Origin of the sequence: Maricaulis maris (assembly GCF_036322705.1) — a bacterium.
Lineage (GTDB): Bacteria > Pseudomonadota > Alphaproteobacteria > Caulobacterales > Maricaulaceae > Maricaulis > Maricaulis maris_B.
This window is the reverse complement of sequence record NZ_AP027270.1, coordinates 1762041-1783004: the sequence shown is the minus strand read 5'-3', so window position 1 is coordinate 1783004 and position 20964 is coordinate 1762041. Positions and strand designations below refer to the sequence as shown.

Here is a 20964-nt window from a genome sequence, read left to right as displayed (position 1 = left end):
AGACCTGGTCACCGGTTCTGGCAGCGATAGCCGGTGGCTGGACGCTGGGTCGACTGACCCGGAGATAGGGCTTGAGTGTGGCTGGCGGTGTCGTCTGTTTGGCGCCGTATCGGGCCGGCGCAGGGACCCGACCCCCGAAGGGTCAGGTCCCGAGGCGTAGGGGCAATGCTAGATCCTGACCAGCATCTTGCCGGTATTCTGGCCGGTGAAGAGGCCGGAGAAGGCGGCCGGCGCGTTCTCGATCCCCTCCATGATCGTTTCAGCCGGCTTGATCTTGCCGGCGGCCATCCAGGCGCCGAGATCCTTCACGAAGTCACCGAACATGTCGGCATGGTCCGAGACGATGAAGCCGCGAATGGTCAGCGACTTGCCGACGATCTGGGTGAGATTGTCGGGCAGGGTTGCCGGTGCGGTGTCGTTGTAACGCTGGATCATGCCGCAGGCGGCCATGCGGCCTTTCGGGCGCAGCGAGTTCAGCGCCGCTGTGAAGTGCGTGCCGCCAACATTCTCGAAATAGCCATCGACCCCGTTCGGGGCGACTTCGGCGATCGCGGCGGTGAGGTTGTCGGTCGCCTTGTAGTCGACGACATGGTCGGCACCGAGTGATTTCACGAAGGCGCATTTCTCGGCGCCGCCAGCCGTGGCGATAACGGTCGCGCCCATCGCCTTGGCGAACTGGATGCCGGACGTGCCGACCGCGCCGGCGCCGCCGGACATCCACAGCGTCTCGCCGGGCTGGAGGTTGATCATCCGCTTGATGCCCACATAGGCGGTCAGGCCCGGCATGCCGGCAATGCCGAGAAAGGCCTGCGGCGGCAGGATCGAGGTGTCGATCTTGGTCAGGCCCTCGCCCGGGGCGACATAGGCCTCACGCCAGCCATGCATGGAGCTGACATGGTCACCCGGCTTGAGACCGTCGAAATTGCTCTCGATGACTTCGCCGACAGCGCCGCCATCCATCACCTTGCCGAGTTCGAACGGACCGATATAGGTGCGGATCCCGCTCATCCGGCCGCGCATATAGGGGTCGACCGAGATGAAGAGGTTGCGGACCAGGACTTCGCCGGCGCCCGGGGCCGGGACTTCGGTCTCGACGACGTCATAGTATTTCGGGTCCGGCGTGCCCTTGAGATAGGCGTTGAGATGGACTTCACGTGATTTCATGGGGAGGCTCCCGGTCTTTTTCTGGGGTGGGTTTATTGTGTGGTGTCAGGGGATAACAGGTCCGGCGACCAGAGGCTAATCAGGTCGAGCCCGAACTCGGTCTCCAGCACCCGGTCGATCGTCAGGGTCGTGCCGGCGAAGGACAGCAGCAGGGTGACCGGAAGCATGGCGACGAGTCCGACCATCCGCCAGGCGGTGCCGCCCGCAGATTGCGCATAAAACCGGCGCAGCAGGATACCGGTCAGAATGAAGTAGACGAGCATGGCGAGGATCATCGCCAGCGAGAAGTAATCCGGGCCGAGCAACAGCGACGGGATCAAGGCAATCATCACGATGAAGCTGGCATTGGTGCCGGTCAGGTAAATCTGCAAATGCCCCCACAGCGGGATGGAGGGACGATAGAGCTTGAGCAGGAGCAGGTAGGGCAGGGAGGCGATCACGGTGATCGGCCAGATCATGAAGGCCTGCGCATCGCCGATTGCATTGTTGATCGTTGCGATGGTCAGCGGCGTGTCGCTGGCGAGGCGGGCCGATGCCAGCCAAGCCTCCGTATCCACGTTTTCCAGCCCGGCTGTCAGGCTTTCAATGGTCGCGACCAGCGGGGTGCCGAACAGCGCGGCGACGACAAACTGGAAGGAGAACAGAGCGATGAAGACCCGTATCGGCGACAGGTAGCGGCTGTAGTCGCGGTCGAGCCCGGCACGGGCGACGGCGCTGACCCGGATGAAGCTGTCCAGCATGGTCCGGAAAATGCGGGCATCGACGTCGAACACGGCGATCGACATCGTGTCGAGCGTCGAGTCAGGCTCGGACTTTGCAGGCGGTTTGTCTGGCTTTTGGTCAGTCCGGTCCGGCTGCTCTGTCATCTCGATCCCCCACGGTGACGGGGCATCCTAGACGGGGGATGTATCCGTGCAAGTCGTCAGAGCGCAGCTATTCCGCGATCCTGCCCTGCAATTGCCCGAAACAAGTGGTGATGCATGGCGAGCTTGATCGTGACCGCGGCACCGTTATGCACGGCGCCAACAGCCAAGGAAGTTTCATGGTGTCCAATTCTCGTATCCTGCGGACCGGTGTCGTCGGGGCCGGCGTGTTCGGCGGCTTTCACGCGTCCAAATACGCAGCCCATGAGCGTGTGGACCTGGTCGGTGTCTATGAGCCGGACCTCGAGCGGGCCCGGGCGCTTGCGGAAAAGCACGGGGCGAAAGGCTTCGACAATTTCGCCGATTTCCTCGGGCAAGTGGACGCCATCACGGTGGCCAGCCCCGCAGTCCATCACTTTGAGGCTGCCGCGACGGCTCTCGCCATGGGCAAGCATGTCCTGGTCGAAAAGCCGATCGCTTCGACGGTCGAAGAAGCGCGCGAACTGATCGCGCTGGCATCCAAGCATGGCGTCGTGCTCCAGGTCGGCCACCAGGAGCGTTTCGTGTTCAATGCGATGGGACTGTTCGCCGTCGATGCAAGGCCGTTGAAGATCACCGCCAGCCGCATGGGGCCGCCCTCCGAGCGCTGCCTCGACGTCTCGGTAACCCTTGACCTGATGGTGCATGACCTCGACCTGGTCATCGCCCTGTCCGGCGGCGCCGTGAAATCGGTCAGTGGCGAGGTCGACAAGGGCCGTTTCGGCCATCCCGATATCGCCCGGGCCAAGCTGGTCTTCGACAATGGCTGCGAGGCCGATCTGACGGCCAGCCGGATCCATCACGAGCGTGATCGCAAGATGCGGGTCGAGTACGAGACCGGCGTGCTGGACATTGATTTCGTCGCCAAGACCTTCGTCAACACCACCCCGTATGCGCTCAATGCAGACTTCGCTGAGGATCCGCTGGCGAAGGACTCGCTGGGGGCCAACGTCAACGCGTTCATCGCGTCCGTGCTTGACGGTGCGCCGGTCGCGGTGCCCGGCATTGCCGGCCTGCGGGCGCTCGATGCGGCACGGGCGATCGACGGCGCGCGGACCTACGGGTCCTGATCGGGGCCGCCGCTCCCGGTTGATCCCGGACTTGCCGTCCTTGGCGGCGCGGTCTAAGTCGCGCGCATGACAGATCGTATCACCCTCGTTACCGCCCAGCTCAACCCGGTTGTCGGGGACATTGCGGGCAATCTGGCGATGGCCCGTGCGGCTCATGCCGAGGCCCGGACACGGGGCGGCGACATCGTCGTCTTTCCGGAAATGTTCATGCTCGGCTATCCGCCGGAGGATCTGGTGCTCAAGCCTTCGGCGGTCGAGGCGTGCCGCGAGGCGCTTGATACGCTGGCGGCGGCCACCCGCGGTGGTCCGGCAATCCTGATCGGTCTGCCTTGGAAACAGAATTCCCGCCTGCACAATGCGGTGGCGCTGCTGGACGAGGGGCGACTGGTCGCCCTGCGCTTCAAGCATGAGCTGCCCAATTACGCCGTCTTCGACGAGAAACGCGTCTTCCAGCCCGGTCCGCTTCCGGAAATCGTCAAGTGGCGTGGCATCAAGATCGGACTGCCGATCTGCGAGGATCTCTGGTTCGATACCGTGCCCCAGGCGCTGATCGACCAGGGTGCCGAAATGCTCATCGCCATCAATGGCTCGCCCTGGCGTCGCACGATCGAGCGCGAGCGCAAGAAGGCTTTCGCAAGCTGGTTCGACCGCTGGCAGGCGCCCAAGGCCATGGTCTTCATCAACCAGGTCGGTGGCCAGGACGAGCTGGTTTTCGACGGTGCTTCCTGGTCGCTCGATAGTGAGGGGCGGGAGGTCCAGCGCTTGCCCGCCTTCGAGACCTGTATCGACGCAGTCGAGTGGGTCAAGACAGACAAGGGCTGGTTCGGCGCCGGCGGTACCGCGGTTTCGGTGAAGTCCGGACTGGAAGCCGACTGGAAAGCGACCACGCTGGCGCTGCATGACTATGTCGAGAAAAACGGCTTTCCCGGAGTGGTGCTGGGCATGTCCGGCGGTATCGACAGCGCAATCTCGGCGGCCCTCGCAGTCGACGCGCTGGGCGCCGACAAGGTCTGGGCGGTCATGATGCCGTCCCGCTACACCAGCGCCGACAGCCTCGAGGACGCCAAGGCCTGCGCCGAGGCGCTGGGTGTGCGCTATGACATCATCGATGTCGAACCGACGATCGCCGCCTTCGGCTCGATCCTGTCGGAGTCGTTTGCCGGCACCCAGCCGGATACGACCGAGGAGAACCTGCAATCGCGCACACGCGGCGTGGTGCTGATGGCGCTCTCCAACAAGTTCGGCCCGATGGTGCTCTCGACCGGCAACAAGTCGGAGATGGCGGTCGGCTATGCCACCCTCTATGGCGACATGAATGGCGGCTATAACGCCCTCAAGGACATCTACAAGACAGAGGTCTTCGAGCTGGCCTGGTGGCGCAATTCGGCCAATCACCGGGTCGGCCTCGGCCCGGTTGGCCAGGTCATTCCCGAGCGCATCATCACCAAGCCGCCTTCGGCGGAATTGCGCGATGACCAGACCGACCAGGACAGCCTGCCGCCCTATGACATCCTCGACGCCATTCTCTATGGTCTGGTCGAGGAAGAACGCTCGGTGCGCGAGCTGGTCGCTGACGGTCATGACGAAGCCGAGGTCAAGCGCATCGAGAATCTCCTCTACCGCGCCGAATACAAACGCCGCCAGGCCCCGCCCGGCGCCAAGATCGGGCCCAAGAATTTCGGCCGCGATCGGCGCTATCCGATCACCAACCGGTTTCGCAACTGAGTTCAGGACCTTCCCCTTGACGGGGAAGGTGGCCCGAAGGGCCGCAGAGCGGCCGCGTCGCGGTCCCACCCTTGAGCTGGAAAACCGGATGCGGCCTGCTGGCTGACAAGCAATGTATGGATATATCCACGCCTGGTGCGCGCCTGCTTGGAAGCTCCTGCGTCACCCCGCCACATTCTTTCCATCGGTTATTTCTGTCAAAACAGAAATTATAAAATCAGAGGAGGCGGAAGAGGCATGGTGGGGAGTCCGACAACAGCACCCGAAGACATTGATGTGGGGGCCGGACTCAAGGCCTGGTTGGTGGCCTGCCTCGCGGTCTCGGGCGCTATGAGCTTCTTCTGCGGCCTGATCAATCTCGTTTTCGCCCCCCTGGCCCCGTTCATCTTTGTCATTGCTCTTGTGCTGACCATGACGGTGACTGGAATTCCCGCCATCCTGCTCGTCAATCTCGCGCGCGGAGCTGGATGGCCACGCGGATTTGCGGATGTCTGCATTCCGGCCTGTATCAGCCTGCTCGTTGGCGCCGTTATCACGGGTGGGCATCCGGCGACCCTGCTTCTGGCACCACTCGGCGCACTCGGCGGTTGGGTGTACTGGTACACTGCCGGCAAGCCCGAAGCCTCGCATCGATGGTACGGAGAACAGTGATGACCACACGCATTCGCCCACCGTTGAGCATGCCGGGCACATTCCGCAATATCCTGGCCTGGCTGGTCGCCGCGCTCGCCACCGGCCTGTCCGTGGTGACCGGTTTTGCGCTCCTGATGGCGATCGAGGCGGGCGAGGGCAGTCCGTTTGATCCCGATTTCCTGGAAGCCCTCATTCCCGGCAGCCTGTTCATTGGCGCCTATGTCGCCGTGCTGACGGCATTGCCGACCGTGATCCTCACCTGGCTTCGTCGCGCAGCCGGCTGGTATGGCCTGCCGGCCCACCTCATCATGGGCGCGCTGACCGGCGCCGCCACCATCCAGCTGTTCGGCGTGCCGCTCTCCTACGGGGTGGACGGCCTGCCGATGACCGCCTTCTTCGCGGCAGCAGGGCTGGTCGGCGGCGCGGTGTATTGGCGCTTGTCGGTGCGGCCTTGATTTGGTCCCGGGCGGCGGCTTGAGTGTTTGTGGTCGCGTCACAGGAAGCCTCCCCATGCCTGAAACTCTCAAACGCCTGCTTGGACGTAGTCCGTGGCGTGCGATCGGGGCCTGGCTTTTGACCTGTTATCTGGTCTCGGTGGTGGTGATTGCAGGCTTTGCCACGCTCTCGGCGCTTGATTCAGCGAGTGAGCGCGGTGAGCAATCTTATTGGGAGAGTGCGACCATGGCCCCCTTGTGGGGGGTGTTCGCCGGCGCGATCACCGCGCTGGCCTCCGCTCTGCCGGTCTGGGGGTTTGTGAGCCTGTTCCGGATCATGAAGTGGCCGCGACCGCTGAGCGAAATCGTCGCCGGGGTCTTGCTCGGCGTTATTCTGCTTCAGATGCTGGCCGGCGCATTGGCCTTCGGTGCCGCTGAGGGACCGCGTCCTTTCCCGCCCTGGCTCTATCTAGTCTTCCTGATTGCCGGTGCCGCGGCCGGATTGACTTATTGGCGCCTGGCCGGGCGTCCCGGTCTGCCGGTCGATGCGGCACAGGACGCGCTGACGGCACACATCGTCGACTGACGCCGCACGGCTCATCCGCAGCCCCCGCTTGCTCCCAAGCCATGACAGCGCTAAGCCCTGCGCCTCAGATTCAGGAAGCTCGTAGTTCCATGACAAAAGTCCGTTTTGCGCCCAGCCCGACCGGCAAGCTTCATGTCGGCAATGTCCGCACCGCGATCTTCAACTACCTGTTTGCGCGCAAGGCCGGCGGGACCTTCGTGCTGCGCATTGACGATACCGATGTCGAACGCTCGACCCAGGCCTATGAGGACGGGATCCGGGCTGATCTGACCTGGCTGGGGATTTCCTGGGACGAGACCTTCAAGCAGTCCGATCGCTTCGACCGATACGAGGCCGCCGCCGCGACGCTGAAGGCCAAGGGGCTGCTCTATCCCTGCTATGAAACCGGCGAGGAGCTGGACCGCAAGCGTCGCCTGCAAATGGCCAATGGCCGGCCGCCGGTCTATGACCGCGCCGCCCTGGCGCTCAGCGATGCCGAGAAGGCCGCCTTCGAGGCCGAGGGCCGCAAGCCGCATTGGCGTTTCAAGCTGTCGGGCAATCCGGTCGAGTGGGATGACATGGTGCGCGGCCATGTCACGATCGAGACCTCCTCCCTGTCTGACCCGATCCTGATCCGCGAGGACGGCTCCTATCTCTACACCCTGCCCAGCGTGCTTGATGATATCGAGGCGGGGATCACCCACATCATCCGCGGCGAGGATCACACCACCAATTCCGGCGCCCAGATCGAGATTTTCGAAGCGCTTGGCGGCACGCCGCCTCTGTTCGGTCACCAGGCCCTGTTGGTCGGTGCCGACGGCGGCAAGCTGTCCAAGCGGACCGGCTCGCTGGGGATTGCCGAATTGCGCGATGTGGACGGTCTCGAGGCGATGGCGATCATGTCGCTGCTGTCCAAGCTGGGCACCTCGGACCCGGTTGATGCCTTCGCCGATGTCGAGGGTATTCTGGAAGGGTTTGACCTCGGCAAGCTGTCACGCTCGCCGGCCCGTTTTGATGATGAGGAGCTCAAGCGCGTCAACGCCAAGCTGCTGCACACCATGTCCTACGAGACCGCCAGGCCGCGACTCGCCGAACTGGGGGCTGACACCGGCGAGGCGGTCTGGAACGCGGTGCGTCCCAATCTTGAAACCCTGGCCGATGCGAAAACCTGGGCAGTCCTGATCGAGGGGCCAGTTACCCCGCTCATCGAGGATGCCGACTACGCCGCCGCCGCCGCACAGCACCTGCCCGCAGGCTTGCTGGACGGCGACAGCTGGTCGGCCTGGACCAATGCCCTGAAAGAGGCCACCGGCCGCAAGGGCAAGGCGCTCTTCATGCCGCTGCGCCAGATGCTGACCGGCGAGGAACGCGGCCCGGAGATGGCAGTGCTGCTGCCGTTGATCGGTCGCGAGAAAGTGCTCAAGCGTCTGGCGGGCGAGGCCGCGTAGGACGTTATTGCCGGCTTTCGGCGGTTGCCGTTCCGAGGGACAGGCAGCCGCCCGATTGCTCTCACCCTGTTCGTAGACCCGCCCTGTCGGTGGCGTTGTGCGCCCGTGAGCGCCTGTGTGAGCCCGTGTGAGCACGGTCTGACGGAGTTGGGGCAAGACCTCCCAGCCGTCGGGCGGCCAGCGCTGCGGCTCATCGCGATCGCCTGTTTGCCATCACAGCCTGACCATATGACATGTATGCATTTCACTTAGTCAGGTTGTGTTGACATCTGCACGATCGGATGTCAGGTTTGCGTGACACTAAGTCATGCATAGCTGATGGAGCGCATTATGAAAGCCTGTGGAAATAGAGGTCTGAGCCTCGCCGGCTGGACCGGCATCATCGTGGCGATTCTCGCCTCTCTCATGGCCGAGCGCGGCAACGCGCAGACCTTGGAGATCGCGGAGCCGGAAACGCAGATTCTGGGCACCCTGCGCCTGGAACGCGCCGGTGACGTGTCGGGACGCGATGTGGTCTTTATTCCGGGCCTGGCGAGCCCGGGCGAGATCTGGGACGGGACCATCGCCGCGCTCGGCGAGCGGGTCGATGCCCATGTGGTGACCCTGGCCGGGTTCGGGGACGTGCCGGCGGTGCCGCGCGGCGAGGCCGGTGTGGTGGGCTCTGCGGTGGCAGACCTGACCGCCTGGCTCGCCGCAGAAGGCCTGGAAGATGCTGTCCTCGTCGGTCATTCGATGGGCGCGCAGATCGCCCTGCAGGTCGCGGCGGCTGCGCCTGAGCGCGTCAGCGCGGTTGTTGTGGTCGACAGTGCGCCGTTCTTTGCCCGGCTGTTCAACCCGGCGATCACTGTCGACCAGGCCGCAGCCTACGCCGCCGGTGTCTCGGCCCAGATGGCAGCCGCCCCGCGCGAGCAGTTCCTGGCGATCAGTCGGCAGGGCCTCCCGGTGCAGTCGATCTCGCCGGAGGGGCAGGCGCAGGTGATGGGCTGGATGGAGCAGGCCGAGCAGTCGGTCGTCAGCGCCGCGATGGGTGAGGTGATGGGGACCGACTACAGCCCGGTCCTGCCCGATGTCGGTGTTCCGGTCACGGTGCTGTTTGCGTGGAGCGAAGGGGCACCGATGAGCGCGGAACAGCTCGAATCTGTTTATGCAAACCAGTATTCCGATTTGCCGTCGGTCGTTCTCGAACGCGTTGACGGTTCGCGTCACTTTATCATGCTCGATCAGCCCGACGCCTTTCGGGCGATGCTGGCCGATATCATTGCGCACGATCGCTAGGAGAGACCAGGATGCAAGCGAATGCCAAACGCTACATGCTTCATTTCGGCGGCTCGATGCTGGCCTATATGGTGGTCCTGTTCGGATCGGTGGCCTGGCTGAACGGTCATGAGACCGGGCCACTTGTCCGCGGCGTCGTTGCCTTGCTGCCGATCATTCCGGGCCTCGTCGCCTTGTGGGCGGTGATGGTCTTCTACCGCTCGCTTGACGAGTTCAAGCAGCGGCTGATTGCCGAGGCGATGATCATCGCGGCGCTGCTGACCGGGTTCGGAACCTTCGCCTACGGCTTCCTCGAGGGTGCGCTTGATCTGCCACCCATTCCGACGATCTGGATCTTCCCGGTAATGATCGGGCTTTGGGGCCTGGTCGGCTGCTTCCAGAAATACGTGGTGTACCGGTGAAGAACCGGCTGCGCGTGCTGCGCGCCGAGCGGCGCTGGAGCCAGGCCGAGCTGGGCGAGCGGGTCGGTGTGTCCCGGCAGGCGATCAATGCGGTGGAGACGGGCAAGCATGACCCGTCCCTGACGCTTGCCTTCGCCCTGGCCGGGGCCTTCGATCTCACCATTGAAGCGGTGTTCGACCCGACCGGTGAGGCGGACTGATCAGTCCGCCGTGTTGGCGGTCCCGGCGTCGGTCGTCTGCTGGGCGTCGAGCTGGGTGACAATGCGGCTGATGGCGGTGTCGGCATCGTCGATCAGCTCGACATGATCGGCCAGGCTTTGCGGCGTGAAGCCCTCTGTCACGGTATGGCAGATCAGATCCATGAAGGGCGACCAGAAGCCGTCCGTGTTGAGAAACACGATCGGCTTGTCCTGCAGGCCGAGCTGCTGGCGCGAGATGACGTCGAAGACTTCTTCCAGCGTCCCGGTCCCGCCGGGCAGGATGATATAGGCGTCGCTCTCGGCGATGAGCAGGCTTTTGCGCTCGCTCATGGTCTCGACGATCTTGATGTCGACCCCCTCGAGATGCCCTTCGCGGGCGATCAGGAAGCCGGGGATGATGCCGTGCACCGGGCCGCCCTCGGCCGCTGCCGTGGAGGCGGCAATCCCCATCAGGCCGACATCGCCGCCGCCATAGACGAGGCGGCAGCCCGCCCGGGCGATCGCCCTGCCGACCGCTTCGGCCGCATCGGCATAGGTTTCGCGTTCGCCGAGACGTGATCCGCAGAAGACACCAATCGACCTTAGTTTCGCCATCGTGACATCACTCATATTTGCTTTATCGGACCGGGATGCTATTCGCCGAAGGCTGACGGCGCGAGGCTTGCATCCAGTTCCGCAATGACGGAGCGCATATTCGCGCCGAGCCGAGTTGACGACGGGAGAGCCGCCATGACCGCCACGCGGTCGTTTATTATCGCTGCAGCCCTTGCCGCGCTGGCGATCGCCGCCGCGCTGGCCTTCATCATGTATCGCCCGGGTCCGGCCGATGACGGCGCGAGCGTGCCGGTCGCCGGCAATCCGGTGTCTCCGGCTGGCACGACCACCCAGCCTGATCCGAGTGCGGTGATGCTGGCCGCCCCGGTTTTTGACATTGTCCGTGTGGCTCCGGCCGGGACGGCCGTGATCGCCGGTCGCGGCGAGCCGGGCGCGATGATCCAGCTGCTGGCCAATGAAGTCGCTCTCGAATTCGACAATGCCAACAGCCGCACTGATCGCATGCCGATCAATGAGCGCGGCGAGTGGGTGATCATTCTCAACGACCCGCTGCCCTCGGGTGCGGTCGAGCTGTCACTGATGATGACCGCTGCGGACGGGCGCCAGTTGCGCTCGGACCAGGTCGTCGTGGTGTCGATCCCTGAGCAGCGCGGTCCGACGCCGCTGGTCGTGGTCGGTCGGCCCGGCGAGGCCAGCCGCGTCTGGCAATGCCCGTCCTGCTCGAATGGCGAGATGGGGCTGCTGGTGCTGGAAACCGTCGACTATGACGATACCGGTGCGGTCATCTTCTCCGGCCGTGCCGAAGCGGGGACCACCGTTCGCATCTATGCCAATGGCGCCCAGGTCGGCGAGGCCAATGTCGGCCGCGATGGTCGCTGGACGCTGCAGGCCGGCGCACTTCTGGCGCCCGGTATTTACGATCTGCAGATTGACCAGGTCGGCGAGGACGGGCTTGTGAGCGCCGTCATCGTCCTGCCCTTCGAGCGCGTCGCCGCCGAAAATCTCAACATGGGACCGAATTCGGTCGTCGTGCAGCCCGGTAATTCGCTTTGGCGCCTGGCCCGCCGCCTCTATGGCGAGGGTGTCCAGTACACGGTGATCTATGAAGCCAACCGCGAACAGATCCGCGACCCGAACCTGATCTATCCCGGCCAGGTGCTCGAAGCGCCGACGGAAGACGGGTAGCGGGGCGGAAGCTCCGCAACCCGTACAGAGCTGCCTGCATTTTGGATCTGATACGGGCGCCCCGCGAAGGGCTGTCCATAGATCGCTTGTCAGCCAGCAGGCCGTACCCGCTTCTTCAGCTCAAGGGTGGAACCGCGAGGCGGCCGCCTCGCGGCCCTTGACCTGAAGAAGCGGGTACGGCGATCTCTCGGCAAGCGGTTTATGGTTGGGTATGCGCCGGGCGCGCGGGCGGAGAGGGGCAGTGATTGCGTCTCTCCCGGTTATTCCAGGAGGGAAAATGGTGCCCGTTCCGATTTTTGGCACTTACATGCTGTGCGACTCACAGTATAGTGTGCTGCATGGTAGAGCCTTCAGACCCATTCTCGAAACTTGAACTCGAATTGCGCCGCGGTGCGATCGTGCTGGCGGCCTTGTCGCAGCTGACCCGCGCCCAATACGGCTACTCCCTGCGCCAGGCCCTCGCGGCGCGGGGCATGGAGATCGAGGAGGGCACGCTCTACCCGCTGTTGCGGCGTCTGGAGGCGCAGGGCTTGCTGGTCAGCGAATGGCGGACCGGAGACGGCCCGCCGCGGCGCTATTACGCCCTCAGCGAGGCCGGCGCGGAACTCTACGCCAGACTTTCCCGATCATGGCAGGCGCTGAGCGCGGTCATGGATGATCTCATCACCGATGGAGTGTCGAAATGACCGCAAGTGAGATGATTGACCGTTACGTCCATGCGGTGGTGCGGCGCCTGCCGCAGGCCTTGCGCGCCGATATCAGTGCCGAGCTGACGGTGCTCTTGACCGAGGAAGTCGAGGCGCGGGCGGGAGATGCTGCACCGGATGAGGCCGCTGCGCGCGACCTGCTGGCCGATTACGGTCCGCCGGACGCCATGGCCCTGCGTTATCACACGCCCGCTCCCGTGCTGGATCCCCGGGATACACGCCTGTTCGGGAAGATTGCGGTGATCCTACTCGGGGCCATCTCCATTCTGGCGATCGGCGTCGCGCTGTCCGATCCGGCCGCCGGCACCGATCCGATGTTCGGCAGCCACCTGACCGACGAGGCCACGAAGACAGGGTTGCAGAGTCTGGGTCTGCTGCTGCTCGTCTTCTGGGTGGTTGGCACGTTGCGTCGACGGACGCCGCCCCGCAGCTGGTCGCCCGACAACCTGCCGCCCGTGCGCGACCCCGATGCGGTCAATCGGGCGCTGATGGTCCCGGCCATCGCCTTCTGGGCCGCCGGTCTCGCCATGCTGGCGGTTGGCCCCTCGACCCTGGTCGCGTCTGTGATGGGGGCGGACGCACCAGCGCCGCTGCTGGCGGCCTTCGCCTACGATGCCGTATTCGCCGCCGAGCGGTCCGTTGTCTTGTGGGCCTTGCTCGCCCTCGCGATCCTTGGCCAGGCTTGGCCGGTCATGACCGGTCGCTGGACGCGGCTGACGCGCCGGATCAATACCGGTTTGACATTGGTGCTGTCGGTGGCGCTGTTGCAGATCGTCCTCGCCGGTGACGTCTTCGCCGCCGAGCCGGCAAACGAGATCATGAAGCTGGCGATGGCGCTGTCCGGGGGCTGGGGCCTTCTCGAGGCCGGCTCGGCGCTTTGGCGCGACTGGCAGAACCGGGTCGGTCGTGACGGCCCGCCGACAGCGGCGGCCAAGGCGCGCCCGGAGGTCTGACCCGGAATTGCCGGGCGTCGGGCTCAGGCCGGACGGTGTGTCTGCACGCGCCCGCCCTCTGGCGCTTGTCTGCGCAACGCCCTATCTCTCGACACGATGAGACCGACCAAGCCCGATAGCGAGGAAGAGGCCAAGCAGGCGCCGCAAGGCTCGCTGGGGCTGACCATGTGGCGACTGACGGCGCTGCTGGCGTCGCCGGAGATGGCCAAATGGCGGTTCCGCATGGTGCTGGCGCTGGTGCTGACCGTCATTGCCAAGCTGTTCTCGGTCGGCGCGCCCATCCTGTTCGGCGACGGCATCAACCTGATTGTTGACGCCACCGGCGGCGGCGGCGCGTCCCAGGGTGAGCAGGCGGGCAGTACGCTCTGGCCGACTGTGCTGACGACGTTTTCGCTCGCCTTCATCGCCTATGCCGTGGCGCGTTTCCTCTCGGTCGGCGCGCCGCAATTGCGCGATGCGATGTTCGCCCCTGTCAGCCAGGACGCCCAGCGGCTGACGGCCGTCCGCGCCTTCGCCCACGTCCAGCGCCTGTCGATCGGCTATCACCAGTCAAAGCGCACCGGCGCCCTGCAGCGCATCATTGAACGCGGCGCCCGCGCCGTCGATTTCCTGATGCGCTTCCTGATCTTTAATATCGCGCCGACCCTGTTCGAACTGACCCTCGCCGCCATCGTGCTCAGCGCCAATTATGGCTGGGAGTTCGCGGTCATCGCAGTGGTCACCATCGTCATCTACATGAGCCTGACCTGGACCATGACCGAGTGGCGTGTGGTCATCCGGCGGCAGATGAATGAGGCCGACAATGAGGCCTCCGCGCGGGCGGTCGACGGGCTGATCAATTTCGAGACGGTCAAGGCCTTCGCCGCGGAAGAGCGCGAGAGTGACGCCTATAATGACGCGATGACGCGCTACGCCCAGGCCGCTGCGCGCTCGCAGTCCTCCCTCGCCCTGCTCAACGGCCTGCAGGCATTTGTGATGAATGCCGGCCTGCTGGCGATGGCGCTGACGGCGGGCTGGAAGGCCTATAACGGCATTCTGGGAGCCGGCGACGTGGCCGCGGTGACCATGGTGCTGATGAATATCTATCAGCCGCTCAACATCCTCGGCTGGGCCTATCGCGAGATCAAGCAGGGCGCGGTTGACATGGAGCGCGTCTATGAGACGCTGGCGCTGAAGCCCGATGTCGCCGACGCACCGGACGCCCGTCCGCTCACCCTTGCAGGCGGTGCCGTCCGCTTCGAGGACGTGACCTTCACCCATGACGGCCGCTCGCGCTCGCTCGGCGGCGTCTCGATGGACATTCCGGCCGGGAGTTTCGTCGGGATTTGTGGTCCGTCGGGCGCTGGCAAGTCGACCATCCTGCGGCTCCTCTTCCGCTTCTATGATCCCGAGGCCGGTCGTGTCTCGATTGACGGCCAGGACTTGCGCACCATCGCCCAGACCAGCCTGCGCGATGCGCTTGGCCTGGTGCCGCAGGACGTCGTCCTGTTCAACGATACGCTGCGCGCCAATGTGGTCTACGGCAAGCCGGACGCCAGCGAGGCCGAGATCGCCGATGTGCTCGAGCGGGCGCATCTGTCGGCTTTCGTGCGCGGCCTGCCGGACGGTCTGGAGACCCTGGTCGGCGAGCGGGGCCTCAAGCTCTCCGGTGGCGAGAAGCAGCGGGTCGGTGTCGCCCGCGCCATCCTCAAGGACCCCGCCGTGCTGATCCTCGACGAGGCCACCTCGGCGCTCGACAGCCAGACCGAGCAGGAAGTCCAGGACGCCCTGGGTGACGCCGCCGAGGGGCGCACCACCATCGCCGTGGCCCACCGGCTCTCGACCATTGCCAGCGCCGACCGCATCTTCGTGCTCGATGCCGGCAAGGTGGCCGAAACCGGCACCCATGACGAACTCCTCGCGCTTGGCGGCCTCTATGCCGACATGTGGCGCCGGCAGAGCGAGGCGGTCTCGGCAGTCGGGGCCAGCCTGGATGCCGCCAAGGTGTCTGTCGCCGAATAGGCGTTGTCTTTGCGGTCGTGCCGCCTAGTCTGGGTGGATAGCGTGGGGGCGTTCAATGGAATTGATTGTGGATGGCTGGCAGGCTTTTCAGGCCAGCGGCTTTGGCGGCGCGGTCACGTCTGTGGAGGCACAGCGCATCTATGCGTGGACCGCGCTGGCGCTCACCTATGCCGTCAGTCTCGTCGCCGCACAGCGCCAGCTCGGTCTGCTGAAGGGCGTTCGCGCCGTTGAGCTGGAATCCGATGAAAAGCTCTCCGGACCGATACCCACCCGTCCACAAACAATCCGTGACCGCCTGCAACGCTATCGGGATCGTCGCGCCACGATCATCGGGGGGATCTGGCAGGCCTTGGGGGATTGGTCGTGCTGGGCCTGGTCGTCCCGGGGGGTGTCGTCTTCTGCTCGGTTTGGCTGCATGACTGGCTGTTGCCGGATTACGCGCGGCCCATCCTGGTGGACGGTGGTGGTTCCGGCGCGCCGGCCTTCGGCGAGATCGGAGTTTTTCTGATTGATCAGATTTTCCGCGGTGCTCTTGCCGATGTCCCGGAGGTGTTTCGACTCGGGCTCACCCCGATCAGCAATAATCCCGAAAATGCCGTGATTTCCTGGATGATCGTGATTTACCGCATCGCCGCCGGGGCGGTGACCGCGGCGGCGGGCTACATGATTTACCGCGTGTGGCGTGGAATGCCCAATATTGATCGATGGATCCGCTTTTATGAGGACCGCTTGCAGCGTGCCGAGGCCGGCGAGTTCACCGGTGAGCAATCATGACCGCAACCCCGCTCGTCGGCCTGATCGGACTCGGCGCCTTCGGTCGGCTCGCCGCGACCCATCTCGCCCCGCACCTCGATCTGGTCGCGCATGACCCGGCGGTCGCAGCCCTGGAGGATGTGCGCTGTGTCGAGCTTGCGGAGGCAGCCTCGCGCGACGTTGTGATCCTGGCCGTGCCGGTCCAGCTCATGGCGACGGTCTGCCAACAGATCGCACCGCATCTCAGTGAGGGGGCGCTGGTCGTCGACGTAGCCTCGGTCAAGCTGCAGCCGATGGCGGCGATGCGGGACAACCTGCCGGCCGGGACGCGGATCCTTGGCACCCACCCGCTTTTCGGTCCCCAGAGCGCGGCGGACGGCCTGGAGGGACAATCCATCGTCCTGTGTCCCGATCCCGGCGTTGATCCGACCTGTGTGGCGCATGTGCTGCGTGATGATCTGCGGCTCGAGGTTCACCTGTCCGATGCCGACACCCATGACCGAACCATGGCCAGCGTGCAGGCGCTGACCCATCTGGTGTCCAAGGTCATCACCGATCTCGACCTGCCATCTGCGCCCTATACGACGCGCAGCTATGACCTGCTCAAGCAGGCCGCCGATCTGGTCGCCGGCGACAGCGATGATCTCTTCCGCGCCATCGAGCGCCACAACCCCTATGCGGCAGACCTACGGGCCCGCTTTTTCAAAGCGGCGCGGGCGCTGGACGCGCGGCTGGAGTAGGGGCGGCCGCCAAAACCGGTTGGGCGGTGTCGGGCTTTTGGCTAATCAGGCGTCAGGCCAACTGTCTCAGGAGGCGGGTGATGAGCGTCAGTCCCGACCCGGTCCCGATCAAGACCCGTTTTCCAGGACGCCCCCAAATGCACAGCTTCCCCGTTGTTTTCATCCTCTCGCTTCTCGTCATGGGAAGCGGGGCGGCGATGCTGGTCCCTTTCCTGATGGAGATGGGCGAGGCGGACGGCAATGTCTTGATGTTCGCCGTCCCGATGTTCGGCAGCCTGGCGGTCGGTGGTCTGGTTTTTGGCGCGAGCCGGTCGACGTTCGAGCTTGTTCTGGATCATCGCCAGGCTTTCCTGATTACCGGCGCGAGCTGGTTCATCATGCCTCTGGTCTCTGCCATCCCCTTCACCTTCCACGGCATGAGCTGGACCGATGCGGTGTTCGAGGCCGCTTCGGGCCTGACCACAACCGGGTCGACCGTGATCGGCGATCTCGACGCGCTCCACCCCAGCCTTCTTTTGTGGCGCTCTCTCCTGCAATGGATTGGCGGGGTCGGGATCATCGTCATCGCGGTCGCTCTTCTGCCTTTCATGCGGGTGGGCGGTATGCAGTTGCTCAGTACGGAAAGCTCTGACCCGTCCGGCAAGTTTGAGGCCCGGGCGCATGTTTTCGTTTTGCGGATCCTGACCATTTATGCGGCCATGACCCTGTTGTGCGCCTTTGTCTATTCAAGCCTCGGCATGAGCGGGTTTGACGCCATCGATCACGCGCTGACGACGCTATCCACCGGTGGCTATTCAACCCATGATGCCAGCTTCGGCCATTTCGAGCAGACCGGTCTCCACCTGGCGGCGATCGTCTTCATGATTGCCGGCGCCATACCGTTTGTCGCCTATCTGAAATTCATCGACGGCGACCGCACCATTTTCCTGCGGGACCCGCAGGTTCGCTCGTTGCTCATTATCCTGCTGTTCGCGTCGGTCTCGCTGGCGGTCTGGCACGCATCGACATCGGCGGCGGGCTTTGGAGAGGCCTTGCTGGCGTCCGCCTTCAATACCGTTTCCGTGGTCACGACGACCGGCTATGCCAGCACGGACTATACCGCTTGGGGCGGGGCGGCGATCACCGTGTTCTTCGCGCTGACCTTTCTGGGCGGGTGTGCCGGGTCAACCAGCGGCGGGATCAAGGCCTACCGCCTGCTGGTGCTCTACCAGGTCATCCGGCGCTATCTGATGCGCACCGTGATGCCGTCGCGGGTGGTGTCGCGGACCTTCGATGGCCGCCGCATGGAAGAGGATGCCTGGATCGGCGTCCTTGTCATGGTCGTGGTCTTCTTCGTGACCTTCATCATGTTCGCCATCGCGCTGAGCCTGACGGGTCTCGACTTTGTCACCGCGCTGTCAGGCAGCGCCACCGCGATCACCAATGTCGGCCCCGGTCTCGGTGAGATCATCGGACCGGCGGGCAATTCTGCCAGCCTGCCGGACGCCGCCAAATGGCTGTTGTCGCTGGAAATGATTCTCGGGCGCCTGGAAGTGCTCACCTTCCTCGTCCTGCTCCTGCCCAGTTTCTGGGACTAGGCGCGGGCGCAGCCCGTTCGCTGGATCCGGATACGAAAAAGCCCGCTCGGAAGCGGGCCTGTCGTGCCAGCGGACTGGCGATCTCTTGAGAGTGGCTCCCCGGGACGGGCTCGAACCGCCGACCCGGTGATTAACAGTCACCTGCTCTACCAACTGAGCTACCGAGGAATACCGTGCTCTCAAGCGAGGACCGGCTTTTATCAGAGCTTTTGCTCGGGGCGCAAGCACCCTGCTGCGCAAGAAGCCGGAAGTGTGTGCAAAAAAAATCGGGAGCCGCTGGGGCTCCCGAAAAGGCATTGGGTGGATGGTGGGGTGTCTTCACGGGAAGACGCACCTAAAATCGGGCCCGAACCCTTAAAGCTGGGTTAACGGGATCGGAAGAATTGGGGATTTGGTTTATTGTCATTGCCGGATTCCTAATGGAATCATGGAAATGCGTGGATAAGTCGGTAGATTTCATTCACCATGATCTTTGCCCGATCTCGGGCCACAAAGCCGCCGAGCCCCTGAATCGGCTGGCGAATCACCGGAGTTGACCATGCGCGAGCACGCGACCTTCCAGTCCTTCTGGCCCTTCTATCTCCAGGAACACGCCAAGCCGTGGACCCGGGCCTGGCATTTTGTCGGCTCGACCCTGGCCATCTTCGTGCTGATCTACGCGCTGGTCTCGCGCAATTGGTGGCTGCTCGCGGCGGTGCCGGTCTCGGGCTATTTCTTCGCCTGGGTCAGTCACGCCTTTGTCGAGCGCAACAAGCCGGCGACCTTCACCTATCCGCTCTGGTCGCTGATTGGCGATTATCGCATGTATGGCCTCTTCCTCGCGGGCAAGCTGGACGCCGAGCTCGACAAGGCCGGTGTGCCGACGGGACGCCAGGCAGACGAGGGCTGAGATCGCGCGACAGGGCGCCGACCCGCGGTCGGGCACTGTCGCAGCCGGTCTCTCTTTCCCCGCCGCTCCGGAAGGCTATCTGTGGGGACATGTCGTCCTTCAGCCCTGATACCCCGGTCCAGATTGTCTGGTTCAAGCGCGATCTGCGGCTTGACGGTCACGCTGCCCTGATGGCCGCGACGGGGGCAGGGCCGGTTGTGCCGCTCTATGTCGTCGAACCGGATTACTGGCACCAGCCCGACATGTCCGCGCGCCAGCATGCCTTCCTCGGCGACAGCGTGACCGAGCTGGCCGACCAGCTGGCCGCAGCGGGAACGCCGCTGGTGATTCGCGTCGGCGCCGTGGAGACCGTTCTTGAAGCCTTGCGCCAGACGCTCGGCCCGTTCCGTCTGTGGTCGCATGAGGAGACCGGCAATGGCTGGACCTTTGCCCGCGACCGTGTGGTCGCCACGTGGGCGCGCCAGGCCGGCGTGGTCTGGACCCAGTTGCGCCAGTGCGGCGTCGAGCGCGGGGCGACCTCGCGCAATGGCTGGGCCCGGCGCTGGGACCGATGGATGGCCCGGCCCGGCGCGGTCCGGCCGGAGCGATTGAACGGACCGGTGGTGGCCAGCGATCCCTGGCCGTCGGCGCGTCAGCTGGGGTTGGCCGAGGATCCCTGTCCGCAACGCCAGCCCGGGGGGCGTACCGCCGGACTGGAACGGCTCCGCAGCTTTCTGGAGACCCGCGGCGCGCCCTATCGCAAGGCGATGTCCTCGCCCGGTCCCGGCGCGCTGCATTGCTCCCGCCTGTCGCCCCATATCGCACTGGGAACGCTGTCCCTGCGCGAGGTCGCCCAAGCCGGCTGGTCTCGGCAGGCCGGGCTGGCGCAACAGGCCCGGTCGGGACCCTGGGCGGGCTCGATGAAAAGCTTTGTCAGCCGGCTGCACTGGCGCGATCATTTCATGCAGAAACTCGAGGACGAACCGCGCCTCGAGAACACCGACATGCATCCCGGACTGGCGGGCCTTCGACCCGACGCACCGGACCCGGTCCGGCTTGAGGCCTGGTCACGCGGCGAGACCGGGGTCCCGTTTGTGGATGCCTGCATGCGCTGTCTCAACGAGACCGGCTGGATGAATTTTCGCATGCGGGCGATGCTGGTCTCCTTTGCCAGCTATCATCTCTGGCAGCCCTGGCAGGCGAGCGGGACTGTGCTGGCGCGCAAATTCACCGATTACGAGCCGGGCATTCACTGGCCGCAGGTGCAGATGCAGTCCGGCACCACGGGGGTGAATGCGATCCGGATCTATAACCCGGTCAAGCAGGGCGAGGACCAGGATCCGGACGGCGCTTTCACCCGGCGCTGGTTGCCCGAGCTGGAGGCGGTACCCGACCGCTGGCTGCAACAACCCTGGCTGTGGTCAGGCGCAGGGCAAGTGCTGGGACGGATCTATCCCGAGCCCATCATCGATCTGGTCGAGGCGGCGCGCACGGCCCGGGAGGCAGTGTTCGGCCGTCGCCGCGAGGCGGGCTTCAGGTCGGCTTCCAGGGATGTCCTGGTCCGCCATGGCAGCCGTGCGACACCGCCGGGACGTCGCCATGCCCGCAAGAAGGTGGCAAGCCCGCCGCCCGCCAACCAGATGCAGCTGGATCTCTGACATGGCCCGTCACGCCTCGCGCCAACCCAAGCCGACCAAGACCTGCGCCGCCTGCGGCCGCCCTTTCGAGTGGCGCCGCAAATGGGCAGCCGTGTGGGACGAGGTGAAGTACTGTTCCGACCGCTGCCGACGCGCGCGCTGAACCAGAGT

The 20964-nt window shown here is 64.8% G+C and carries 22 protein-coding genes and 1 tRNA gene; 19 read left to right on the top strand and 4 right to left on the bottom strand.

Annotation, left to right across the window (positions count from 1 at the left end):
• Positions 1-168 precede the first annotated feature (168 nt).
• Both AAA969_RS08325 and AAA969_RS08320 read right to left on the bottom strand, forming a co-directional pair.
• A complete protein-coding gene (locus AAA969_RS08325) occupies positions 169-1164 on the bottom strand; it encodes an NADP-dependent oxidoreductase (RefSeq protein WP_338245533.1) in 996 nt (331 codons plus the stop codon).
• A gap of 32 nt (positions 1165-1196) precedes the next feature.
• A complete protein-coding gene (locus tag AAA969_RS08320; protein ID WP_338245532.1) occupies positions 1197-2030 on the bottom strand; it encodes a hypothetical protein in 834 nt (277 codons plus the stop codon).
• 176 nt (positions 2031-2206) lie between these two features.
• Between AAA969_RS08320 and AAA969_RS08315 the strand changes: the two genes are divergently transcribed.
• The 9 genes from AAA969_RS08315 to AAA969_RS08275 all read left to right on the top strand — a co-directional run bounded on the left by AAA969_RS08315 (position 2207) and on the right by AAA969_RS08275 (position 9817).
• Positions 2207-3136, top strand: coding sequence for a Gfo/Idh/MocA family protein (locus AAA969_RS08315; RefSeq protein ID WP_338245531.1), 930 nt, complete (start codon positions 2207-2209; stop codon positions 3134-3136).
• Positions 3137-3202: 66 nt separating this feature from the next.
• Complete coding sequence (locus AAA969_RS08310; RefSeq protein ID WP_338245530.1) at positions 3203-4861, top strand: NAD+ synthase; 1659 nt, start codon at positions 3203-3205, stop codon at positions 4859-4861.
• Positions 4862-5098: 237 nt separating this feature from the next.
• Positions 5099-5512 carry a hypothetical protein gene (locus AAA969_RS08305; protein ID WP_338245528.1) on the top strand — a complete coding sequence of 138 codons (414 nt, stop codon included), beginning with the start codon at positions 5099-5101 and terminating at the stop codon, positions 5510-5512.
• Complete coding sequence (locus AAA969_RS08300; protein ID WP_338245526.1) at positions 5512-5949, top strand: hypothetical protein; 438 nt, start codon at positions 5512-5514, stop codon at positions 5947-5949. Before AAA969_RS08305 ends, AAA969_RS08300 begins: the two co-directional genes overlap by 1 nt.
• A gap of 55 nt (positions 5950-6004) precedes the next feature.
• A complete protein-coding gene (locus AAA969_RS08295) occupies positions 6005-6514 on the top strand; it encodes a hypothetical protein (RefSeq protein WP_338245524.1) in 510 nt (169 codons plus the stop codon).
• An 89-nt stretch (positions 6515-6603) separates the two neighbouring features.
• Positions 6604-7941 (top strand): glutamate--tRNA ligase, encoded by a 1338-nt coding sequence (gene gltX / locus AAA969_RS08290; RefSeq protein WP_338245522.1) that lies wholly within the window; start codon positions 6604-6606, stop codon positions 7939-7941.
• 330 nt (positions 7942-8271) lie between these two features.
• Positions 8272-9216 carry an alpha/beta fold hydrolase gene (locus AAA969_RS08285; RefSeq protein WP_338245520.1) on the top strand — a complete coding sequence of 315 codons (945 nt, stop codon included), beginning with the start codon at positions 8272-8274 and terminating at the stop codon, positions 9214-9216.
• Positions 9217-9227: 11 nt separating this feature from the next.
• Positions 9228-9617, top strand: coding sequence for a hypothetical protein (locus tag AAA969_RS08280; RefSeq protein ID WP_338245518.1), 390 nt, complete (start codon positions 9228-9230; stop codon positions 9615-9617).
• Positions 9614-9817 (top strand): helix-turn-helix transcriptional regulator, encoded by a 204-nt coding sequence (locus AAA969_RS08275; RefSeq protein ID WP_338245515.1) that lies wholly within the window; start codon positions 9614-9616, stop codon positions 9815-9817. The genes AAA969_RS08280 and AAA969_RS08275 overlap by 4 nt, the downstream gene beginning before the upstream one ends.
• Here AAA969_RS08275 and AAA969_RS08270 read toward each other — a convergent pair whose 3' ends face one another.
• The gene (locus AAA969_RS08270) at positions 9818-10426 is read right to left on the bottom strand and encodes a TIGR00730 family Rossman fold protein (protein WP_338245513.1); all 609 of its coding nucleotides are present in this window, start codon (positions 10424-10426) and stop codon (positions 9818-9820) included. It abuts the gene before it with no gap.
• 120 nt (positions 10427-10546) lie between these two features.
• On the opposite strand from AAA969_RS08270, the gene AAA969_RS08265 reads away from it, so the two are divergent.
• The 7 genes from AAA969_RS08265 to AAA969_RS08235 all read left to right on the top strand — a co-directional run bounded on the left by AAA969_RS08265 (position 10547) and on the right by AAA969_RS08235 (position 18288).
• Positions 10547-11557 (top strand): LysM peptidoglycan-binding domain-containing protein, encoded by a 1011-nt coding sequence (locus AAA969_RS08265; protein ID WP_338245511.1) that lies wholly within the window; start codon positions 10547-10549, stop codon positions 11555-11557.
• Positions 11558-11895: 338 nt separating this feature from the next.
• Entirely contained in the window at positions 11896-12243 is a 348-nt protein-coding gene (locus AAA969_RS08260; protein WP_338245510.1) for a PadR family transcriptional regulator, read from the top strand.
• A complete protein-coding gene (locus tag AAA969_RS08255) occupies positions 12240-13217 on the top strand; it encodes a hypothetical protein (protein WP_338245507.1) in 978 nt (325 codons plus the stop codon). Before AAA969_RS08260 ends, AAA969_RS08255 begins: the two co-directional genes overlap by 4 nt.
• Positions 13218-13313: 96 nt before the next feature.
• Positions 13314-15218, top strand: coding sequence for an ABCB family ABC transporter ATP-binding protein/permease (locus tag AAA969_RS08250; RefSeq protein WP_338245505.1), 1905 nt, complete (start codon positions 13314-13316; stop codon positions 15216-15218).
• Between the two features lie 363 nt (positions 15219-15581).
• On the top strand, positions 15582-15992 hold the full coding sequence (locus AAA969_RS08245; RefSeq protein WP_338245503.1) for a hypothetical protein: 411 nt from the start codon (positions 15582-15584) through the stop codon (positions 15990-15992).
• A complete protein-coding gene (locus AAA969_RS08240) occupies positions 15989-16711 on the top strand; it encodes a prephenate dehydrogenase (protein WP_338245502.1) in 723 nt (240 codons plus the stop codon). The genes AAA969_RS08245 and AAA969_RS08240 overlap by 4 nt, the downstream gene beginning before the upstream one ends.
• Before the next feature lie 80 nt (positions 16712-16791).
• Positions 16792-18288 (top strand): TrkH family potassium uptake protein, encoded by a 1497-nt coding sequence (locus tag AAA969_RS08235; RefSeq protein WP_338245500.1) that lies wholly within the window; start codon positions 16792-16794, stop codon positions 18286-18288.
• Between the two features lie 92 nt (positions 18289-18380).
• Here the strand turns inward: AAA969_RS08235 and AAA969_RS08230 are convergent.
• Positions 18381-18456 (bottom strand) — tRNA-Asn (locus AAA969_RS08230).
• A gap of 370 nt (positions 18457-18826) precedes the next feature.
• Here AAA969_RS08230 and AAA969_RS08225 point away from each other — a divergent pair.
• The 3 genes from AAA969_RS08225 (at position 18827) to AAA969_RS15085 (ending at position 20956) form a co-directional block, all read left to right on the top strand.
• Entirely contained in the window at positions 18827-19177 is a 351-nt protein-coding gene (locus tag AAA969_RS08225; RefSeq protein WP_338245498.1) for a DUF962 domain-containing protein, read from the top strand.
• 89 nt (positions 19178-19266) lie between these two features.
• Positions 19267-20814 (top strand): FAD-binding domain-containing protein, encoded by a 1548-nt coding sequence (locus AAA969_RS08220; RefSeq protein ID WP_338245496.1) that lies wholly within the window; start codon positions 19267-19269, stop codon positions 20812-20814.
• 1 nt (position 20815) lies between these two features.
• Complete coding sequence (locus tag AAA969_RS15085; protein WP_425324998.1) at positions 20816-20956, top strand: DUF2256 domain-containing protein; 141 nt, start codon at positions 20816-20818, stop codon at positions 20954-20956.
• Positions 20957-20964 lie beyond the last annotated feature (8 nt).

Bases quoted from the DNA above. Each gene is read 5' to 3' on its own strand.
- AAA969_RS08325 (WP_338245533.1), bottom strand. From the start codon at position 1,164: ATGAAATCACGTGAAGTCCATCTCAACGCCTATCTCAAGGGCACGCCG.
- AAA969_RS08320 (WP_338245532.1), bottom strand. From the start codon at position 2,030: ATGACAGAGCAGCCGGACCGGACTGACCAAAAGCCAGACAAACCGCCT.
- AAA969_RS08315 (WP_338245531.1), top strand. From the start codon at position 2,207: ATGGTGTCCAATTCTCGTATCCTGCGGACCGGTGTCGTCGGGGCCGGC.
- AAA969_RS08310 (WP_338245530.1), top strand. From the start codon at position 3,203: ATGACAGATCGTATCACCCTCGTTACCGCCCAGCTCAACCCGGTTGTC.
- AAA969_RS08305 (WP_338245528.1), top strand. From the start codon at position 5,099: ATGGTGGGGAGTCCGACAACAGCACCCGAAGACATTGATGTGGGGGCC.
- AAA969_RS08300 (WP_338245526.1), top strand. From the start codon at position 5,512: ATGACCACACGCATTCGCCCACCGTTGAGCATGCCGGGCACATTCCGC.
- AAA969_RS08295 (WP_338245524.1), top strand. From the start codon at position 6,005: ATGCCTGAAACTCTCAAACGCCTGCTTGGACGTAGTCCGTGGCGTGCG.
- gltX (WP_338245522.1), top strand. From the start codon at position 6,604: ATGACAAAAGTCCGTTTTGCGCCCAGCCCGACCGGCAAGCTTCATGTC.
- AAA969_RS08285 (WP_338245520.1), top strand. From the start codon at position 8,272: ATGAAAGCCTGTGGAAATAGAGGTCTGAGCCTCGCCGGCTGGACCGGC.
- AAA969_RS08280 (WP_338245518.1), top strand. From the start codon at position 9,228: ATGCAAGCGAATGCCAAACGCTACATGCTTCATTTCGGCGGCTCGATG.
- AAA969_RS08270 (WP_338245513.1), bottom strand. From the start codon at position 10,426: ATGAGTGATGTCACGATGGCGAAACTAAGGTCGATTGGTGTCTTCTGC.
- AAA969_RS08265 (WP_338245511.1), top strand. From the start codon at position 10,547: ATGACCGCCACGCGGTCGTTTATTATCGCTGCAGCCCTTGCCGCGCTG.
- AAA969_RS08260 (WP_338245510.1), top strand. From the start codon at position 11,896: ATGGTAGAGCCTTCAGACCCATTCTCGAAACTTGAACTCGAATTGCGC.
- AAA969_RS08255 (WP_338245507.1), top strand. From the start codon at position 12,240: ATGACCGCAAGTGAGATGATTGACCGTTACGTCCATGCGGTGGTGCGG.
- AAA969_RS08250 (WP_338245505.1), top strand. From the start codon at position 13,314: ATGAGACCGACCAAGCCCGATAGCGAGGAAGAGGCCAAGCAGGCGCCG.
- AAA969_RS08240 (WP_338245502.1), top strand. From the start codon at position 15,989: ATGACCGCAACCCCGCTCGTCGGCCTGATCGGACTCGGCGCCTTCGGT.
- AAA969_RS08235 (WP_338245500.1), top strand. From the start codon at position 16,792: ATGAGCGTCAGTCCCGACCCGGTCCCGATCAAGACCCGTTTTCCAGGA.
- AAA969_RS08225 (WP_338245498.1), top strand. From the start codon at position 18,827: ATGCGCGAGCACGCGACCTTCCAGTCCTTCTGGCCCTTCTATCTCCAG.
- AAA969_RS08220 (WP_338245496.1), top strand. From the start codon at position 19,267: ATGTCGTCCTTCAGCCCTGATACCCCGGTCCAGATTGTCTGGTTCAAG.
- AAA969_RS15085 (WP_425324998.1), top strand. From the start codon at position 20,816: ATGGCCCGTCACGCCTCGCGCCAACCCAAGCCGACCAAGACCTGCGCC.